Below are 15,940 nucleotides of genomic sequence, written 5' to 3'. Positions count from 1 at the left end.
CACCACCATGTTCAAGCTCGCTCCCTTAAGCGCCGCCATTGTCCTGGCCGTGGCCGGCCAGGCCATGGCCGACGACAGCCTGTCGACGCAGAACCAGTTCGGCACCGAGAACATCGCCGAGGTCAAGCAGATCGCCGCGCCGCTCAGTACCACCACCCAGAACCAGCTGGGCCTGGGCAACAACCACGCCGCCAAGCAGGAAGGCGGTAACAGCCAGATCCAGCAAAGCGGCGCCGGCGACTACAACGCCGGCTACGCCGAGCAGTTGTACGAGTTCGGCAGCCAGATCAACCAGCAAAACGCCGGGGCCCTGAACAACACCCACGCCAGCCAGTCGCTGGGCGTCGAGAACACCGCCCAGCAGAATCAGGAAGGCAGCGGCAACTTCTCGTTCGTCTACCAGGACAGCCAGGCCGGCAGCGTCGGTACCACCCTGCAGTTCGGCGAAAACAACAGCGCCTACGTCGAACAGTTGTACGGTGGTGGCGGCAACAATGCCCTGAGCATCCAGGCCGGTAGCGGCAACTACAGCGCCGCCGAACACCTGAACTACAACAATGGCCAGATCGGCATCTACCAGGCCGGTGACGACAACTGGGCCTACGGCGACCAACGCGAAGGCCAGGACGGCAGTATCACCATCAGCCAGACCGGCAGCGCCAACTCCAGCGAAGTCTGGCAAGACACCCAGCTGGGCAGCCAGACCACGGTCAGCCAGTTCGGCCAGACCAACGAAAGCGTGGTCGACCAGAGTTTTGGCGAGGGTAACCTGGCCAGCATCACCCAGGTCGGCAGCCTCAACGCCAGCTATGCCGACCAGTTCGAATCGCTGCAGTCGACCACTTCGTTGTTCCAGCACGGCCAGGGCAACCTCGCCTACACCTACCAGGAAGGCGACAGCCATGTGCTGACGGTGACCTCCACCGGCACTGGCAACAAGATCCTTGCCAGCAACTGGAAAGGCGACAAGCTCGGCGGCCAGTTCGGCAGCGCCCAGCGCGCCGAGGTCAACCAGAACGGCGCCGGCAACAGTGCCAACCTGACCCAGGACGGCAGCGCCCAGCTCGCCCGCCTGAATCAGAACGGCAGCGGCAACAGCGCGCAACTGACCCAGGTCGACAACAACAACGAGCTGTATTTCGAACAGAACGGCAGCGACAACCTGCTGATCGCCGACCAGCGCGGCACCGCCAACTACGCCACCGGCGTAAGCACTGGCACCGCCAACAGCATCAAGGTCGAGCAGTCAGGCAGCGGTAACCTGAGTTACACCTGGCAGCTGTATGGCGACAACAACCAGGCGACCATCAAGCAGGCCGACGGAGTCAACGTCGCCTACGTGACCCAGGGCGGCTCGGCCAACCAGGCCATGGTCGACCAGAGCGGCGCCAACATGACCGCCAACATCCAGCAGTTTGGTGCGGGTAACCAGGCGACTGTATTGCAGCAGTAACCCTGTTGAGGCTGCTGCGCAGCCTATCGCGGCCGCCGCAATCTGATTCTCCCCCACTTGACCGTGACTCACCGACAGGGTGGTCACGGTTCTTTTTTTGCCCTTATAATGCGAACAATTCGCAACTGCATCTTTCATGTTTCAGGATTTCCGGGTGCCCCCTACCTCCCCTGTCCCTCAGCAACAGCTCCATGGCCTCTATCGCGATCATCACGGCTGGCTGCAGGCCTGGCTGCGCAAGCGCCTGGGCGACCGTGAGCGCGCTGCCGACATTGCCCATGACACCTTCCTGCGCCTGCTGGTCAGCGGCCGGTTGCCCGGCCACGACGAGGGCCGTAGCTACCTGATGCAACTGGCGCGCAACCTGGTGATCGACCAGTGGCGCCGGCAACGTATCGAGCAGGCGTACCTGGCCAGCATCGCCCACCTGGACGAACCCCAGACGCCCTCGCTGGAGACCCGTGCGATGATCCTGCAGACCCTGCAACAGATCGACCAGATGCTCGACAGCATGCCGGCCAAAGTGCGCAGCGCCTTTTTACTGTCGCGCTTCGAAGGCCTGGGCTATGCCGAGATCGCCGAGCGCCTGGACGTCACCGTAAGTTCGGTGCAGAAGTACATGATCCGCGCCATCCAGGCCTGCTATCAGGTGCTCTACAGCGAATGAACAGGCCAAGCGATGCACCGATCGACGCGGCGATTGTCGAGCAGGCCAGCCACTGGCTGATGCTGCACTGGGACGGCCCGCTGGACAGCCAGCAACGCCTGGCCTTCGCCCATTGGCAAGCGGCAGACCCGGAGCACCAGCGCGCCTGGCAACGCTTGCAAACCCTGCAGCAGACCCTCGCAGCCGTACCCGCGCAAACCGCCCGCAGCGTGCTCGACGAACGCCAGAGCCGGCGTACCCTGTTCAGGCAGCTGTGCGTCCTGCTGCTGGTGGGCGGCACCGGCTACCTCGGCCAGCAGCATTTGCCCTGGCGCGAGGCAATGGCCGACCAGCGCACCGCCCCCGGCGAAGTGCGCCGCCTGCAACTGGCCGATGGCAGCCAGTTGCTGCTCAACAGCCGCACCAGCGTCAACATTCGGTTCAGCACCCAGGAGCGGCGGATTCGCCTGCTTGAGGGCGAACTGCTGCTGACCAGCGGCAACGACCCAAGGCCGCTCAAGGTCGAGACCGCGGCAGGTGAAGTGCAGGCCCTGGGTACCCGCTTTGCAGTGCGCGAGCTGCGCAGTGGCAGCCGCGTCGAGCTGTTCGAAGGCGCCTTGATGATTCGCCCAGGTGCCGGCCAGGAGCAGTTGCTCAAGGCCGGTCATGGCCTGTGGTTCAACCGCCAAGGCGGCGGGCCACAGCATGCCGCCGACAGCAACAGCATCGCCTGGGAGCACGGTCGGCTGATTGCCGAGCGCCAGCCGCTGGGGCGCTTTCTCGAGGAACTGGGCCGCCATCGGCGCGGGGTCATCCGCTGCGAGCCGGCCATCGCCGAACTGCCAATCACCGGCGTATTTGCCCTTGCCGACAGCGAGCGCACCCTCGCCGCCCTGCAAGACAGCCTGCCGATCCGCGTGCACTACCTGAGCCGCTACTGGGTAACCGTCACCGCGCGTTGACCGCCCTCGCATCCTCTTTTTGCAAAATAAATTGCGCAAGCCGTTGTCGGTTTGCGCCGCTCGTTCGGGTTAGTCATCAAAGCTAACCAATACGCATTCTCAAAGGAGTCTTCGGAATGCCGAACCTGCCGCCCCCCTGCCCGTCCCGCCTGAGCTTGGCCATCCGCAGCGGATTGCTCGCAGGCCTGCTCAGCAGCGCCTGCTGCAGCCTGGCCATGCCGGCCCAGGCCGAACCTGCCCGCCAGGAACAACGCCTGTACCAGATTCCCGCCGGCACCCTCGACCAGGCCCTGACCCAGTTCGCCGCCAGCGCCGGCCTGCTGCTGTCGGTGGATGCCCGCCTGACCGCCGGCAAGCCGTCGCTGGGCCTGCAGGGCCATTACGCGCCGGCCCAGGCCCTGGGCAAACTGCTGGCCGGCAGCGGCCTGAGCGCCTACTTCAGTGACGACGGCCGGGTGCTGATCGAAAAGGCCGCACAAGCCAGTGATGCCCTTGAGCTCGGCGCCACCCGGGTCAAGGGCCAGGCTGAAGACGACGTCCTCAAGGACTACGGCGTGCCGCGCTCGGTGGAAACCCGCAACCTGGAGCAACTGGAGCGTTTTCGCGGCCGCTCCAATGCCGACATGCTCGCGGGCATCGCTGGCGTGCAGACCTCCGACGGGCGCAACGGTGGTGGGATCGAAGTGAACATCCGCGGTATCCAGGGCCAGGGCCGGGTGCCGGTCAAGGTCGATGGCAGCCAGCAATCGCTGGACGTCTACCGCGGTTACGCTGGCACTGCACAGCGCGCCTACATCGACCCGGACCTGATCAGCAGCGTCACCGTCAACAAGGGCCCGAGCCTGGACGCCGGCGCTTCCGGTGCCATCGGCGGCTCGGTAGAGATGCAGACGCTGACTGTCGACGACATCCTCAAACCCGGCGAGACCACCGGCTGGCGCCTGCGCGGCTCGCTGGCGGACAACAGCAGCGCCGATGTTCCCAGCGATTACCGGGTGCGTCCGCGCACCGATGGCAACGACCTGCTGCACGCGCATGACTGGTCGCGCAGCCTGGCCTTCGCGCACAAGGACGAAGCCTTCGATGTGGTCGCCGCCTACGCCGAGCGGCGCAATAACAACTACTTCGCCGGCAAGCATGGCTACTCGCGTTACGACACCTCGGTGATCAGCGGCGGCGCCCTGGTCGATGCCAACACCGTGGCACGCAACTACTGGCCCGGCGAAGAGGTGCTCAACTCCAGCACCCACAACAAATCCTTCATGCTCAAGGGCACCCTGTACCGCGACAACGGCCTGGAGCTGGGCCTGGGCTACCGCTACATGGATTCAAGCTTCGGCGAAATCATGCCCTCGCAGATTGGTCGCAGCGGCCCGTCGATGAGCTGGCCACTGGGCGACTTCAAAAAAGACATCGACCGCTACGACGAAGCCTTCTGGATGAGCGCCAACCCCGAGTATTACCAGCAGTGCTCGGCCATCGATGCACCGGTGCCGGACGGCGACAACATGTGGGACAGCACCGGCTGCTTTGTGCGCGAGACCCTCGACCCGGTCTACGACTACAGCGACGCCAACCAGATGATCCAGTTCAAGCCCGGCAACATGAAGCTGCACACCCTCACCAGCGAGTTCAAATGGCACCCCGAGGACGACAGCCTGGCGCGCTATATCGACCTCAACGGCCATGCCTGGGCGACCTTCGGCCGCAGCATCATGTACAACAATGTCGGCTTTACCGCGCCGCAACGCGGCCAGGGCTACCAGGACGAGCAAAGCGAGCACTACCGACAATCGCTCAAGTCCGACCTGAGCAACCTCAAAGTCGGCACCGACATCAGCAACACCAGCCGCTTCATTACCGGCAGCGGCGACTATGCCCTGACCTATGGCGCCTCGTACCAATACGAAACCATCGACCCGAGCCGTAAGCCGTGGCAGGACGACCTGGAGAACAACCGCATCGAACGCAACGGCTATCGCCACGAATACAGCCTCAGCACCGCCCTGGAATACAAGCCGGTCCCGCAGCTGACCGTCACCGCCGGCGGGCGCTACAGCGGTTACCGTATTTACGACCGCAACCGCCAGGCGCTGTATGCCGCCCCCGCCGGGGCCGGCCCCGACGAGCCGTGGTGGAACGCCGAGTTTGCAGGCTTCGCCGATAATGCCCAACTGTCTGGCCACGGCTTCGCCCCGGCCTACAGCGTCAGCTATGCCTTTACCCCCAATGTCATGGCCTACGCCCTGTACAACCAGGGCCTGCGCATGCCGTCGCTGTTCGAGACCACCCTGGGCAGCTGGTCGGCAGAACCCAACTACGACCTGCGCCCGGAGCGGATGAAAACCTTTGAAGTCGGCGCATCGTTCAAGGGCAGCAACCTGCTGCTGGACAACGACCAGGCCGGGATCAAGCTGGCCTACTTTCACAACACCATCGACGACATGGTCACCCGCAACTACCGCTACAACCCCAAGGGCCGCCCCGGCTTCAATGGCGAGCTGAAGATCCGCAACGTCGACAGCTTCACCACCCAGGGCATCGAGCTGCAAACTCACTATGACAGTGCCTGGTGGTTCGCCGACGCCTCGTACGTCTACAACATCAAGGCGGAAACCTGCGACCGCGCCTTTGCCCAGGCCCTGCGCGACGGCGGCAAGAGCGAAACGCCGGACTGCACCACCGGCGGTTTCCAGGGCTCCTACACCAATACCCAGAACCCGCCACGCTACAGCGTCAACCTGGTGCTGGGGGCCAAGGCCTTCGAGCAGAAACTGGCCAGTGGCATACGCATGCGCTACACCAGCGGGCCGATGTACGTGCTGGATAAAAGCTGGCACGTGGGCACCACTACCCCGCAGCAGCACTACCTGGAAGCGCGCATCTATGATTTTTTCGCCGACTACCAGGTCAACGATGAACTCAAGGTCAGTTTCAATGTTTACAACTTTACCGACCAGTACTACCTCGACCCGATGTCGCAGAGCATGATGCCGGCCCCCGGCCGCACCTCAAGCCTGGCTGCATCCCTACAGTTCTAAAGGCCTTTGGCCATTAATCTGCTGTACATTGCGTAGCAGGGTTTTAGCGCCCTGCTTCGTTAATATTTTATTTTTCTCCTGAAGGGTTTACACGCGAATGGTAATTCTTATCATTCTCGACTTCCCGAACGGCCCGGCCCTTCCGTCCAGGCCGTTCACCCTTTGTTTCAGGAGAGATCTGACATGGTGTCGCGCTTCAACCTCAGCCGCATGAGCATTGCCTTGCTGGCCACCCTGGGTTCCACGGCACTGGCCGCAGCGCCCCTGGAGCTGCAGCCGGACGAAGTCCAGGTGCAGCCCACCGACCTGCCCGTGGACGGCAGCCGGCAGGCGATCGAGCTGGAGAACACCCGGGTGCTGGGCACCGCCGAAGAGGAACTCAAGCAGGCGCCAGGCGTGTCAATCATCACCGCTGAAGACATCAAGAAGCGTCCGCCGGTCAACGATCTTTCCGACATCATCCGCCGCGAGCCGGGGGTCAACCTGACCGGCAACAGCAGCAGCGGCGCACGTGGCAACAACCGCCAGATCGACCTGCGCGGCATGGGCCCGGAAAACACCCTGATCCTCATCGATGGCAAGCCGTCGACTTCGCGCAACGCCGTGCGCTACGGCTGGAGCGGCGACCGTGACACCCGCGGGGAAACCAACTGGGTACCGGCCGAAGAAGTCGAACGCATCGAGATCCTCCGCGGTCCGGCCGCCGCGCGCTACGGTTCGGGCGCCATGGGCGGTGTGGTCAACATCATCACCAAGCGCCCGACCCAGGACCTGCGCGGCTCCATGACCCTCTACACCATGCTCCCCGAGGACGACTCCGAGGGTACCGGCAAGCGGGTCAACTTCAGCCTCAGCGGGCCGCTCACCGACAGCCTGATCTTTCGCGTGTACGGCAACCTGAACAAGACCGACGCCGACGACATGAAGATCAACTCGGCGCACCAGGCCTATGCCGAATCCTTGATGGCCGGCCGCGAAGGCGTGCGCAACAAGGACATCAACGGCCTGCTGAGCTGGAAGATCGACCCGGCCAACACCGTCGACCTGGAGTCCAGCTACAGCCGCCAGGGCAACATCTTTGCCGGCGACACCATGCTCAACGCCGGCGGCGAGTTCGTCGAAAGCCAGGTGGGCAAGGAAACCAACGTCATGCAGCGCTCAAGCTTTGCCGTGACCCACCGCGGCGACTACGACTGGGGTACCTCCACCGCCTCGCTGTCCTACGACCTGACCCGCAACGGGCGCCTCAATGAAGGCCTGGCCGGCTGGGGCGAAGGTGCGCCATCGGGTGGTGCCGGGCGCTTCGAGTCGCGCCTGCGCAATACCCGCGCCACCGGCGAGGTCAACCTGCCGCTGAGCATGGGCCTGGAGCAGGTACTGACCCTGGGCGGCGAATACCTGTACGAGTCGCTCAACGACCCGGGCTCGCTGCGCCCGCAGAGCTATGACCCGGGTGCCGAACTGCCGAATTTCGACCGTACCCAGACCAAATCCACCGCGCGCAGCTTTGCCCTGTACGCCGAGGACAACATCGAAGTCGGTGAAAACACCATCGTCACCCCCGGCCTGCGCCTGGACCACCACGAAGACTACGGCGACAACTGGAGCCCGAGCCTGAACGCCTCGCACCAGATCACCGAAGCCCTGAGCATCAAGGGTGGCATCGCCCGTGCCTACAAGACCCCCAACCTGTACCAGGCCAACCCCAACTACCTGCTGTACAGCCGCGGGACGGGCTGCAACTCCGGTGAAGTCAACAACGGCGGCTGCTACCTGCTGGGCAACGCCAACCTCGACCCGGAAACCAGCGTCAACAAGGAGCTGGGCCTGGCCTACGACAAAGGCACCTGGCGCACCAGTGCCACCTACTTCCGTAACGACTACAAGAACAAGATCGAGGCCGGCAACCAGACCTTGTTCCGCCTGCCCAACGGCCGGCGCATCCTGCGCTGGGAAAACACCGGCAAGGCCGTGGTGCAAGGGGTCGAGGGCAACCTGTTCGTCGAGCTGACCCCGGCGCTGGACTGGAACACCAACTTCACCTACATGATCGAGTCCAAGGACAAGAAAACCGGCGAGCCGTTGAGCATCATCCCCGAGTACACGGTCAACTCGACCCTGGACTGGAATGTCACCGACAAGCTGTCGTTCCAGCTCAACGGCACCTACTACGGCAAGCAGGAAGCGCCGACCTACAACGCCCGGGCCAATGAAACCCTGGACAAGAAGGTGCAGAAGGACGTCGATCCCTATGGCATTGTCGGCATTAGCAGCGGTTACGAGTTCAGCAAGAACCTGAGCATGCGCGTGGGGGTCAACAACCTGTTCGACAAGCGCCTGTACCGCGAGGGCAACTCGGATGAAGCCGGGGCGCTGACCTACAACGAAGCGGGCCGGGCGTACTTCGCCTCGTTTACCACGTCGTTCTGAATCAGCGGGCCGCTTCGCTGCCGTCGCCGGCAAGGCCGGCTCCCACAATAGATCGGTGTACACCGAAACGGTGGGAGCCGGCCTTGCCGGCGATAGGCCGGGCAGCGGCCTTTATCTAGCAGAGGCGTAGGAATTTTCTACAATTCCTACCACAATTTTCAACGCTTCTATACTTCCCATACTTTTGCAACCTGATTCGACGTATCGTTGGCGGCTCGCCGGCTCCGGCCCGACTCGTCTTCCTGAATGATTCAGGAAACGGCTTACCCTCTTCGTCAAGGAGTTGCGCCAATGCCTTCGGTACTGATCGTCGATGATCACCCCACGATTCGTCTTGCGGTGCGTATGCTGCTCGAACGTGAACGCTACGAAATAGCCGGTGAAACCGGCGACGGCGTGGCCGCCGTGCAGATGGCCCGTGAGCTGCGCCCGGACGTAGTGATCCTCGATATCGGCCTGCCCGGCCTTGATGGCCTGAGCGTGATCAAGCGCCTGCACCTGCTGGAAAACACCCCTAAAATCATGGTTCTGACCGGTCAGCCGGCCGCCTTGTTCGCCCGGCGCTGCCTGGATGCCGGCAGTTCCGCCTTCGTCCACAAGGACGAAGACCTGGAAGCACTGATCTTCGCCTTGAAAGCCATGGTCAAGGGCTACTCGACCTTCCCTGACATGTCGGCCAACCGCGGCCCGCTGGGCAGCGAAGAGGAACGCCTGGCCAGCCTGTCGCACCGCGAAATGGAAGTGCTGCGCATGCTCGCGGCGGGGCTTTCAAACAATGATATCGGCGAACGCATGCTGCTGAGTCCAAAGACCATCAGCACCTACAAAAGCCGGATCATGGAGAAACTCCAGGTAGGATCTTTCGTCGACCTTATGGGTCTGGCCACTCGCAACCAGGTGATCTGAGCTGGCCATGAACATTCGCCCCGCTCTGCTGGCCCTGGTGCTGGGCTGTTTGCCGGTGTTGCTGCTCGACAGCAGCCTGGCCGATGAGCCCGGCGAGCCGCGCACCCTGCTGGCCCGCTCAGTGGTGGGTGGCGAAGGCGTCGCTCTGTCGGCGGTTGACAGGCGCTGGCTGAAGGAAAAAGCCGTGCTGCGCCTGGGAACCTCGAGCCCGGACTACCCGCCCTTCGATATCAATGTCAGCCAGAGCGAGTACGAGGGCCTGACCGCCGACTATGCCGGGCTGATCAGCGAACTGCTGGGCATCCCCGTTGAAGTGCGTCGCTACAACAGCCGTCAACAGGCGATCGCCGCCCTGCACGCCGGGGCCATCGACCTGCTCGGCAGCTCCAATGGCTTTGAGGCTGCCGATGCGCAACTGGTGCTCAGCCAACCCTATGCCGACGACCTGCCAGTCATCGTCACGCCCCAGGGCAAGACCCGCGCCGTCGATGACGAACTGGACGGGCTACGTCTGGCCATGGTCGATCACTACCTGCCGGATGAAGAAGTCCAGCACCTGTTTCCCAAGGCCCACCTGCAGTTGTATTCCTCGACCATGGCCGGCTTGTCGGCGGTATCGCTGGGCCAGGCCGACGCCTTTCTTGGCGATGCCATCAGCAGCGACTACCTGATCGGCAAGAGCTTTCAGGAAAACGTGCAGATCTCCCACTTCGTCAAACACGAGCGCGAGACCTTCGCCTTTGCCCTGGCCCGTGGCAACGACCGATTGCTGCGCTTGCTCAACCAGTCGCTGGCCGTCACCAGTGAAACCGAGCGTCTGAACATCCTGCGCCGCTGGAGCAGTGGCAGCACCAGCATGCTGCTCAATCGCGGCGCCCTGCCGCTGACCCGCCAGGAGCAGGCGTGGATAGAGCAGCACCCGGTGGCCAGGGTCGTCTTCAACAAGTACTACGCGCCGCTGACCTTTTACGACGACCAGCAGCAACCTCGCGGCATCAGCGCCGACGTACTGGAGCAGATCAGCTTGCGCACGGGCCTGAAGTTCGAGTTCGTCAAAGCCGACCCTGGCGCTGCGACCATCGCCTTGCTCGACCAGGGCAGCGCCGATATTGCCAGCACCCTGGTCCCGAGCAAGCAACGTGAAGCCAGCTTGAGCTTCACCCGGCCTTACATGCTCAGCCCGCGGGTGCTGGTCACCCGTGCCGAGCCCGACGCCGTGAACAGCATTGAGCAACTGCAGGGCAAACGCCTGGCGATCATCCGCGACTATCCGTTGAAGCCGCTGTTGCAGGCGAACTTTCCCGGGGTCCGCCTGATCGAGGTCGATAACCCCCTCTCACTGATGGAGCATGTCGCCCAGGGCCAGGCCGATGCCGCCATCAGTTCGCAGATCAACGCCGCCTACTTTATCAGCCGGCTGTTCAAGGATCGCCTGCGCATCGCTTCGCTGTTCGGCGATCAACCGGTGATCGGTGCCTTCTCTACCTCACGCTCGGCGCCCGAGCTGCATGGAATTCTCGACAAGGCGCTGCTGAGCATCGAGCCGGACGAGCTGGCGCAACTGACCAACCGCTGGCGCACCAACGCGCTGATCAGCGACAGCCCCTGGTACAACTACCGCTCGCTGATCCTGCAGATCCTCATCGTCGCCAGCCTGCTGATCGCCGCCGTGGTGTTCTGGAACCGCTACCTGCGCAGCCTGATCCGCCAGCGCAGCGAAGCCCAGCAAGCGCTGCAACATGAATTGGGCTTCAGCAAGCGCCTGCTCGAAGAACTGCGCCTGGCCAAGGACCAGGCCGACGATGCCAGCCGCGCCAAAAGCACCTTTCTGGCGACCATGAGCCATGAGATCCGCACGCCGATGAACGCGGTGATCGGCTTGCTCGAGCTTGCGGTCAAGGACGCCGAACAGGGCCGCGCCGACCGCGCCTCGTTGCAAGTAGCGTTCGATTCGGCCAACGGCCTGCTGGCGCTGATCGGTGACATCCTCGACATCGCCCGCATCGAGTCGGGCCACATGCAACTGAATGCCGAAGCCACCGACCTGAGTACCCTGGTCGCCGCCACCGTGCGCGTGTTCGAGGGCAATGCACGGCTCAAGGGCCTGGCTTTGAGGACCGACCTGCAGGCCCTCGGCGAAGGCGTCATGGTCGACCCGCTGCGGGTCAAGCAAGTGCTGTCGAACCTCTTGGGCAATGCCCTCAAGTTCACCGAACAGGGCCAGGTAAACGTCACTCTGCGCTATGGCCCGCAACAGCCCGGGCAGTTACGCCGGGTACTGCTGAGCGTGGAAGACACCGGCATCGGCATCAGTGCACAAGACCAGGCGCGCTTGTTCCATCACTTCGCCCAGGTGGGCGAGCAACCGGCGCGCCAGGGCACCGGCCTGGGCCTGGTGATCAGCCGCACCTTGTGCGAGCTGATGGGCGGCCGCTTGAGCCTGAGCAGCAGACCGGGCCACGGCACCCGGGTCGACATCGAGTTGCAATTGCCGCTGGCGGCGGTACCCCACGCCCCCCTGCCGGCAGTCGAGCCTGCGCCGGCCACTGCCGCGCTGAACATCCTGGTGGTGGATGACTACCCCGCCAACCTGATGCTGCTAGAACGCCAACTGACTGTCCTCGGCCACCAGGTCAGCCAGGCCGGCGATGGCCAGGCGGCGCTGGCGCTGTGGCTGCAAGGGACGTTCGAGGTGGTCATCACCGACTGCCACATGCCTGGCATGGACGGCCATCAATTGACGCGCCGGCTGCGCAACGAGGAACAACAACAGCAACGCCAGCCCTGCCTGATCCTCGGCCTGACCGCCAACGCCCAGATCGAAGAGCGCGAACGCTGCCTGGAAAGCGGCATGAATGATTGCCTGTTCAAGCCGATCGGCCTCAACGAACTGCGCCGCCACCTGGCAGGTTTCGACAGCCCGGTTGCACCGGTACCGAGCAGCGATAGCCTTGACGAACACGCCAGCGGCTTCGAGGTCGACAACCTCAGGTACCTGACCCTGGGCGACCCGCACCTGGTCGAACGCCTGTTGCGCGAACTGGCCCAGAGCAACAGCGACGACCTCAAGGCCCTGCGCGCCCTCGGGCCGACACCTGCGCGCGAGGCCTTGCGCACCCTGGCTCACCGCATCAAGGGTGGCGCCAAGATGCTCAAGGCCCGTGGCGTAGTGCAACGCTGCGAAGCGCTTGAGCAAGCCTGTGTCGGCGATGCCGATGTCGAACAGTTGCAGGCTCTGGTCCGCGCCCTGGAGCTGAGCTTGCAGACCCTCGACAGCCAGCTCACCCAGCGGGTCAGTGCAACTGCAAGGTCGAGTTGATCTGGCTGATCGCATCGACCACATGCTGCGACCCCTGCTGGATCTCAAGGATCACTTCGCCGGCCTCGTTGGCCAGTTCCACGCCCAGGCCCGTGCGACTGAGGCTTGACTGCATGCTGGCCACGGCGGTCAGCGACAGGTCGTGGTTCTGACGCACCACTTCGACGATCTCAAGGGTGGCCTTGCTGGTGCGCGCCGCCAGGTTGCGCACCTCATCGGCAACCACGGCAAAGCCGCGCCCGTGCTCGCCGGCGCGGGCCGCCTCGATGGCAGCGTTGAGCGCCAGCAGGTTGGTCTGGTCGGCGATGCTGCGGATGGTCTGGACGATCTGCCCGATCAGCTCCGACTGCTTGCTCACCGCATCGATGCTGCGTGCGGCGGCGTTGAGGTCCTGGGATATTTCCTCGATCACCTGCACGGTCTGCTGCACCACCTGCGAGCCCTTGCGCGCGCAGGCGTCGTTCTGCACCGAGGTGGCATGGGCCGATTCGGCAGCGGTCTGCTGGGTGCTGACTTGCCGGGTAATATCACTGGCGAACTTGACCACCTTGTACAGGCGCCCGCGGGTGTCGAAGATCGGGTTATAGGAGGCTTCCAGGTAGACCATCTGCCCGAGTTTGTTGACCCGTTCAAAACGGTGGGAATGGTACTCGCCGCGGTTGAGCGAGGCCCAGAAGGCCTTGTACGCCGCCGACTCGCTTTCGCTCTTGTGGCAGAACAGGCTGTGGTGCTTGCCCACCACCTCGTCGAGGCGGTAGTGCATGGTGTTGAGGAAGTTCTGGTTGGCTTCAATGACCTTGCCATCCGGGGTGAACGCGATCATCGCCATGGAGCGGCTGATCGCGTTGATCAGGCTTTCGGTCTCGTGCTCGTGCTGCACCCGCTGGGTGATGTCGGAGGCGACCTTGATCACGCTGGTGACCTGTTGCTGGGCGCCGAGCACCGGCATGTAGCTGGCCTCGAGCCAGACTTCGCGGCCCTGCTTGTCGACCCGGGCAAAGGTGCCGCTGCGCGGCTCGCCCCGACTCAGGTCACGCCATAGCTGGCGGTATTCCTCGCTCTTGCTGAAGGCTTCCTCGCAGAACAGGCGGTGGTGCTTGCCGCGAATCTCTTCGACGCCGTAGCCCATGGCCTTGCAGAAGTGTTCGTTGGCGTCGAGGATGACCCCGTCGGGGCTGAATTCGATCATCGCCATCGAGCGACTGATGGCGGCCAGCTTGGCGGTCATCTGGCCCAGGGCCTGGGTGCAACGCTCGATTTCAGCCAGATCGGACTTACGATGCAAATCAAACATTTTGCAACACTCCATGCTCGGGATTTGCTGAGCATAGATGGCGATTGGCACCGTGCAAGCACTCTGATATCACCTTGCAGCGCCCGCCGACTGGCGGTTTCAGCTGCTTTCGCGAACCATCAGCTCAAAGCCCAGGTCCTGGCACTGCAACTGCCCACGTTTGCCATCGAGCAGGCCCAGCAGCGCCTGCGCAGCGCAGCGGCCAATGGCTGCACGCGGAGTGCGGATCGAGGTCAGGCGCGGGACCATGTGCGCCGAGGCCGGCAGGTCGTTGAAGCCGACCATGGCCACCTGCTGCGGCACCTTGATGCCCTGGCGCAAGGCTTCGAGTATCGCCCCCTGGGCCAGGTCGTCGTTGCAGAAGAAGATGCCATCGACGTCGGCATGACGCTGCAGCAACTGCGCAAACAGCTCCCCGCCCAAGCCGATCGACGACGGCTGCGGTGCCAGCAGCTCGCGAGCGTGGGCATTCAGGCCGACTTCAGCCAGGGCCTGGCGAAAACCCTCGGCGCGCTGCATCACCCGTGGGTCGAGTTGCGCGGCAATAAAGCCCGGGCGCTTGCAGCCGCGCTCGAGCAGATGCCGCGCCGCCGCCCTGCCCGCTTCCTGCTGGGAGAAGCCCACCGACATGGCCTGGGCTTCACCGCCCAGCTCCATCATGTGCACGCACGGCACGCCACTGGCGGCGAGCAGCTGCTTGGCGGCGTCGCTGCGATCAAAGCCGGTGAGCAGGATACCGCGCGGCTGGTAGGCCAGGTAGTTGCGGATAAGGTTCTCTTCTTCGGCAATATCGTAGTGATAGTTGCCGATCAGCACCTCAAGCCCACGGGGGCGCATGACCTCGTGGATGGCTTCGAGGGTGTCGATGAACAGGTGGTTGGACAGCGACGGGATCAGCACCACGATCGACTGGCTTTGCTTGGACGCCAACGCCCGTGCAGCCGGGTTGGCCACATAGCCGAGGCTGGCGGCGGCGACCTGGACTTTTTCCACCAGCTGCGGGGCAACCGTGCTGACCCCGCGCAGTGCCCGCGAAGCGGTAATCGGGGAAACCCCGGAGAGCCTGGCCACTTCAGCCAGGGTGGGACGACCGGTAGTACGAGAGCCGATGCGGGTCATGACGGGTTTTATTTTCGACTTGCAAAGAATGGGGAACGGGCACTAAGGTAGCGCTGTCTCAGACCACAGGCAATGCAAAACTGCATGAGGCCAGGAATGAGCATCCAGACTGCTTTTACAAGATCAATAACATCTGGGTGGGAAGCGCTCGAGACGTTAGCCGTCTCGCTTCAAGATAGCGCTATCTTGCCCTGCAGGAGGTACCGATGAACCCACCCCTCTCCGCGATTGTGGTCATGGGCGTCGCTGGCTGTGGCAAGAGCTACGTCGGTGCTGCCATTGCAGGCCTGAGCGGCGGTCGCCTGATCGAAGGCGACGACTTCCACCCCGCTGCCAACATCAAGAAAATGAGTGCCGGCATCCCCCTGGACGACGACGACCGTGCCGGTTGGCTGATTCGCCTGGGCGAGGAACTGCAAGCCTGCCTGAAAGCCGGCGAGCGCCCCATCCTCACCTGCTCCGCGCTGAAGAAGCGCTACCGCGATGCCCTGCGCCATGCCGTGCCGGACCTGGGCTTCGTGTTTCTCGATCTCTCCCCTGAAGAAGCCAGCCGCCGCGTGCTCGCCCGCCCCGGCCACTTCATGCCCGCCAGCCTGATCGACAGCCAGTTCGCTGCTCTCGAACGGCCCAACAGCGAGCCATTGACCCTGGCGCTGGACGCCACCCTGGCGGTAGACAAGCTGGCCATCGAGGTAGACCAGTGGCTAAAGCCCTGCGGTGAACCGCTGCTGGCGCGAACGGCCTGACCCTGGCTGTTTTTTCGGCTCACC

The 15,940-nt window shown here is 63.6% G+C and carries 9 protein-coding genes and 2 pseudogenes; 8 read left to right on the top strand and 3 right to left on the bottom strand.

The features are described from left to right. Positions 1–7 precede the first annotated feature (7 nt). The 7 genes from ABIE20_RS00650 to ABIE20_RS00620 all read left to right on the top strand — a co-directional run bounded on the left by ABIE20_RS00650 (position 8) and on the right by ABIE20_RS00620 (position 12,757). Positions 8–1,453: a curlin gene (locus tag ABIE20_RS00650; RefSeq protein ID WP_429501891.1), complete on the top strand. Its 1,446-nt coding sequence runs from the start codon at positions 8–10 to the stop codon at positions 1,451–1,453. 154 nt (positions 1,454–1,607) lie between these two features. Beyond that, a complete protein-coding gene (locus tag ABIE20_RS00645) occupies positions 1,608–2,120 on the top strand; it encodes a sigma-70 family RNA polymerase sigma factor (RefSeq protein ID WP_429501889.1) in 513 nt (170 codons plus the stop codon). After that, positions 2,117–3,061 (top strand): FecR domain-containing protein, encoded by a 945-nt coding sequence (locus ABIE20_RS00640; RefSeq protein ID WP_429501888.1) that lies wholly within the window; start codon positions 2,117–2,119, stop codon positions 3,059–3,061. The genes ABIE20_RS00645 and ABIE20_RS00640 overlap by 4 nt, the downstream gene beginning before the upstream one ends. Positions 3,062–3,177: 116 nt before the next feature. After that, a complete protein-coding gene (locus ABIE20_RS00635; RefSeq protein WP_429501886.1) occupies positions 3,178–6,102 on the top strand; it encodes a TonB-dependent receptor domain-containing protein in 2,925 nt (974 codons plus the stop codon). Positions 6,103–6,285: 183 nt separating this feature from the next. Further along, the gene (locus tag ABIE20_RS00630; protein ID WP_429501884.1) at positions 6,286–8,532 is read left to right on the top strand and encodes a FepA family TonB-dependent siderophore receptor; all 2,247 of its coding nucleotides are present in this window, start codon (positions 6,286–6,288) and stop codon (positions 8,530–8,532) included. A 291-nt stretch (positions 8,533–8,823) separates the two neighbouring features. Then, on the top strand, positions 8,824–9,438 hold the full coding sequence (locus ABIE20_RS00625; protein WP_429501882.1) for a response regulator: 615 nt from the start codon (positions 8,824–8,826) through the stop codon (positions 9,436–9,438). Between the two features lie 7 nt (positions 9,439–9,445). After that, the gene (locus tag ABIE20_RS00620) at positions 9,446–12,757 is read left to right on the top strand and encodes a transporter substrate-binding domain-containing protein (protein WP_429501880.1); all 3,312 of its coding nucleotides are present in this window, start codon (positions 9,446–9,448) and stop codon (positions 12,755–12,757) included. Here the strand turns inward: ABIE20_RS00620 and ABIE20_RS00615 are convergent. The 3 genes and pseudogenes from ABIE20_RS00615 to ABIE20_RS00605 all read right to left on the bottom strand — a co-directional run. Beyond that, positions 12,732–13,163: pseudogene (locus ABIE20_RS00615) on the bottom strand (methyl-accepting chemotaxis protein); the annotation flags it as partial. The gene ABIE20_RS00620 and the pseudogene ABIE20_RS00615 overlap by 26 nt on opposite strands. A gap of 105 nt (positions 13,164–13,268) precedes the next feature. Further along, a pseudogene (locus ABIE20_RS00610) lies at positions 13,269–13,952 on the bottom strand (PAS domain-containing protein); the annotation flags it as partial. A 198-nt stretch (positions 13,953–14,150) separates the two neighbouring features. After that, on the bottom strand, positions 14,151–15,170 hold the full coding sequence (locus ABIE20_RS00605; RefSeq protein WP_429501878.1) for a LacI family DNA-binding transcriptional regulator: 1,020 nt from the start codon (positions 15,168–15,170) through the stop codon (positions 14,151–14,153). A gap of 206 nt (positions 15,171–15,376) precedes the next feature. Here ABIE20_RS00605 and ABIE20_RS00600 point away from each other — a divergent pair, with 206 nt between their 5' ends. Next, positions 15,377–15,916 carry a gluconokinase gene (locus ABIE20_RS00600; protein ID WP_429501876.1) on the top strand — a complete coding sequence of 180 codons (540 nt, stop codon included), beginning with the start codon at positions 15,377–15,379 and terminating at the stop codon, positions 15,914–15,916. The last annotated feature ends 24 nt before the right edge of the window (positions 15,917–15,940 follow it).

Origin of the sequence: Pseudomonas sp. 2835 (assembly GCF_050435905.1) — a bacterium.
In the GTDB taxonomy this organism is placed as follows: Bacteria; Pseudomonadota; Gammaproteobacteria; order Pseudomonadales; family Pseudomonadaceae; genus Aquipseudomonas.
The sequence above is the reverse complement of the archived record's forward strand: the minus strand, read 5'-3'. Positions and strand labels throughout refer to the sequence as shown.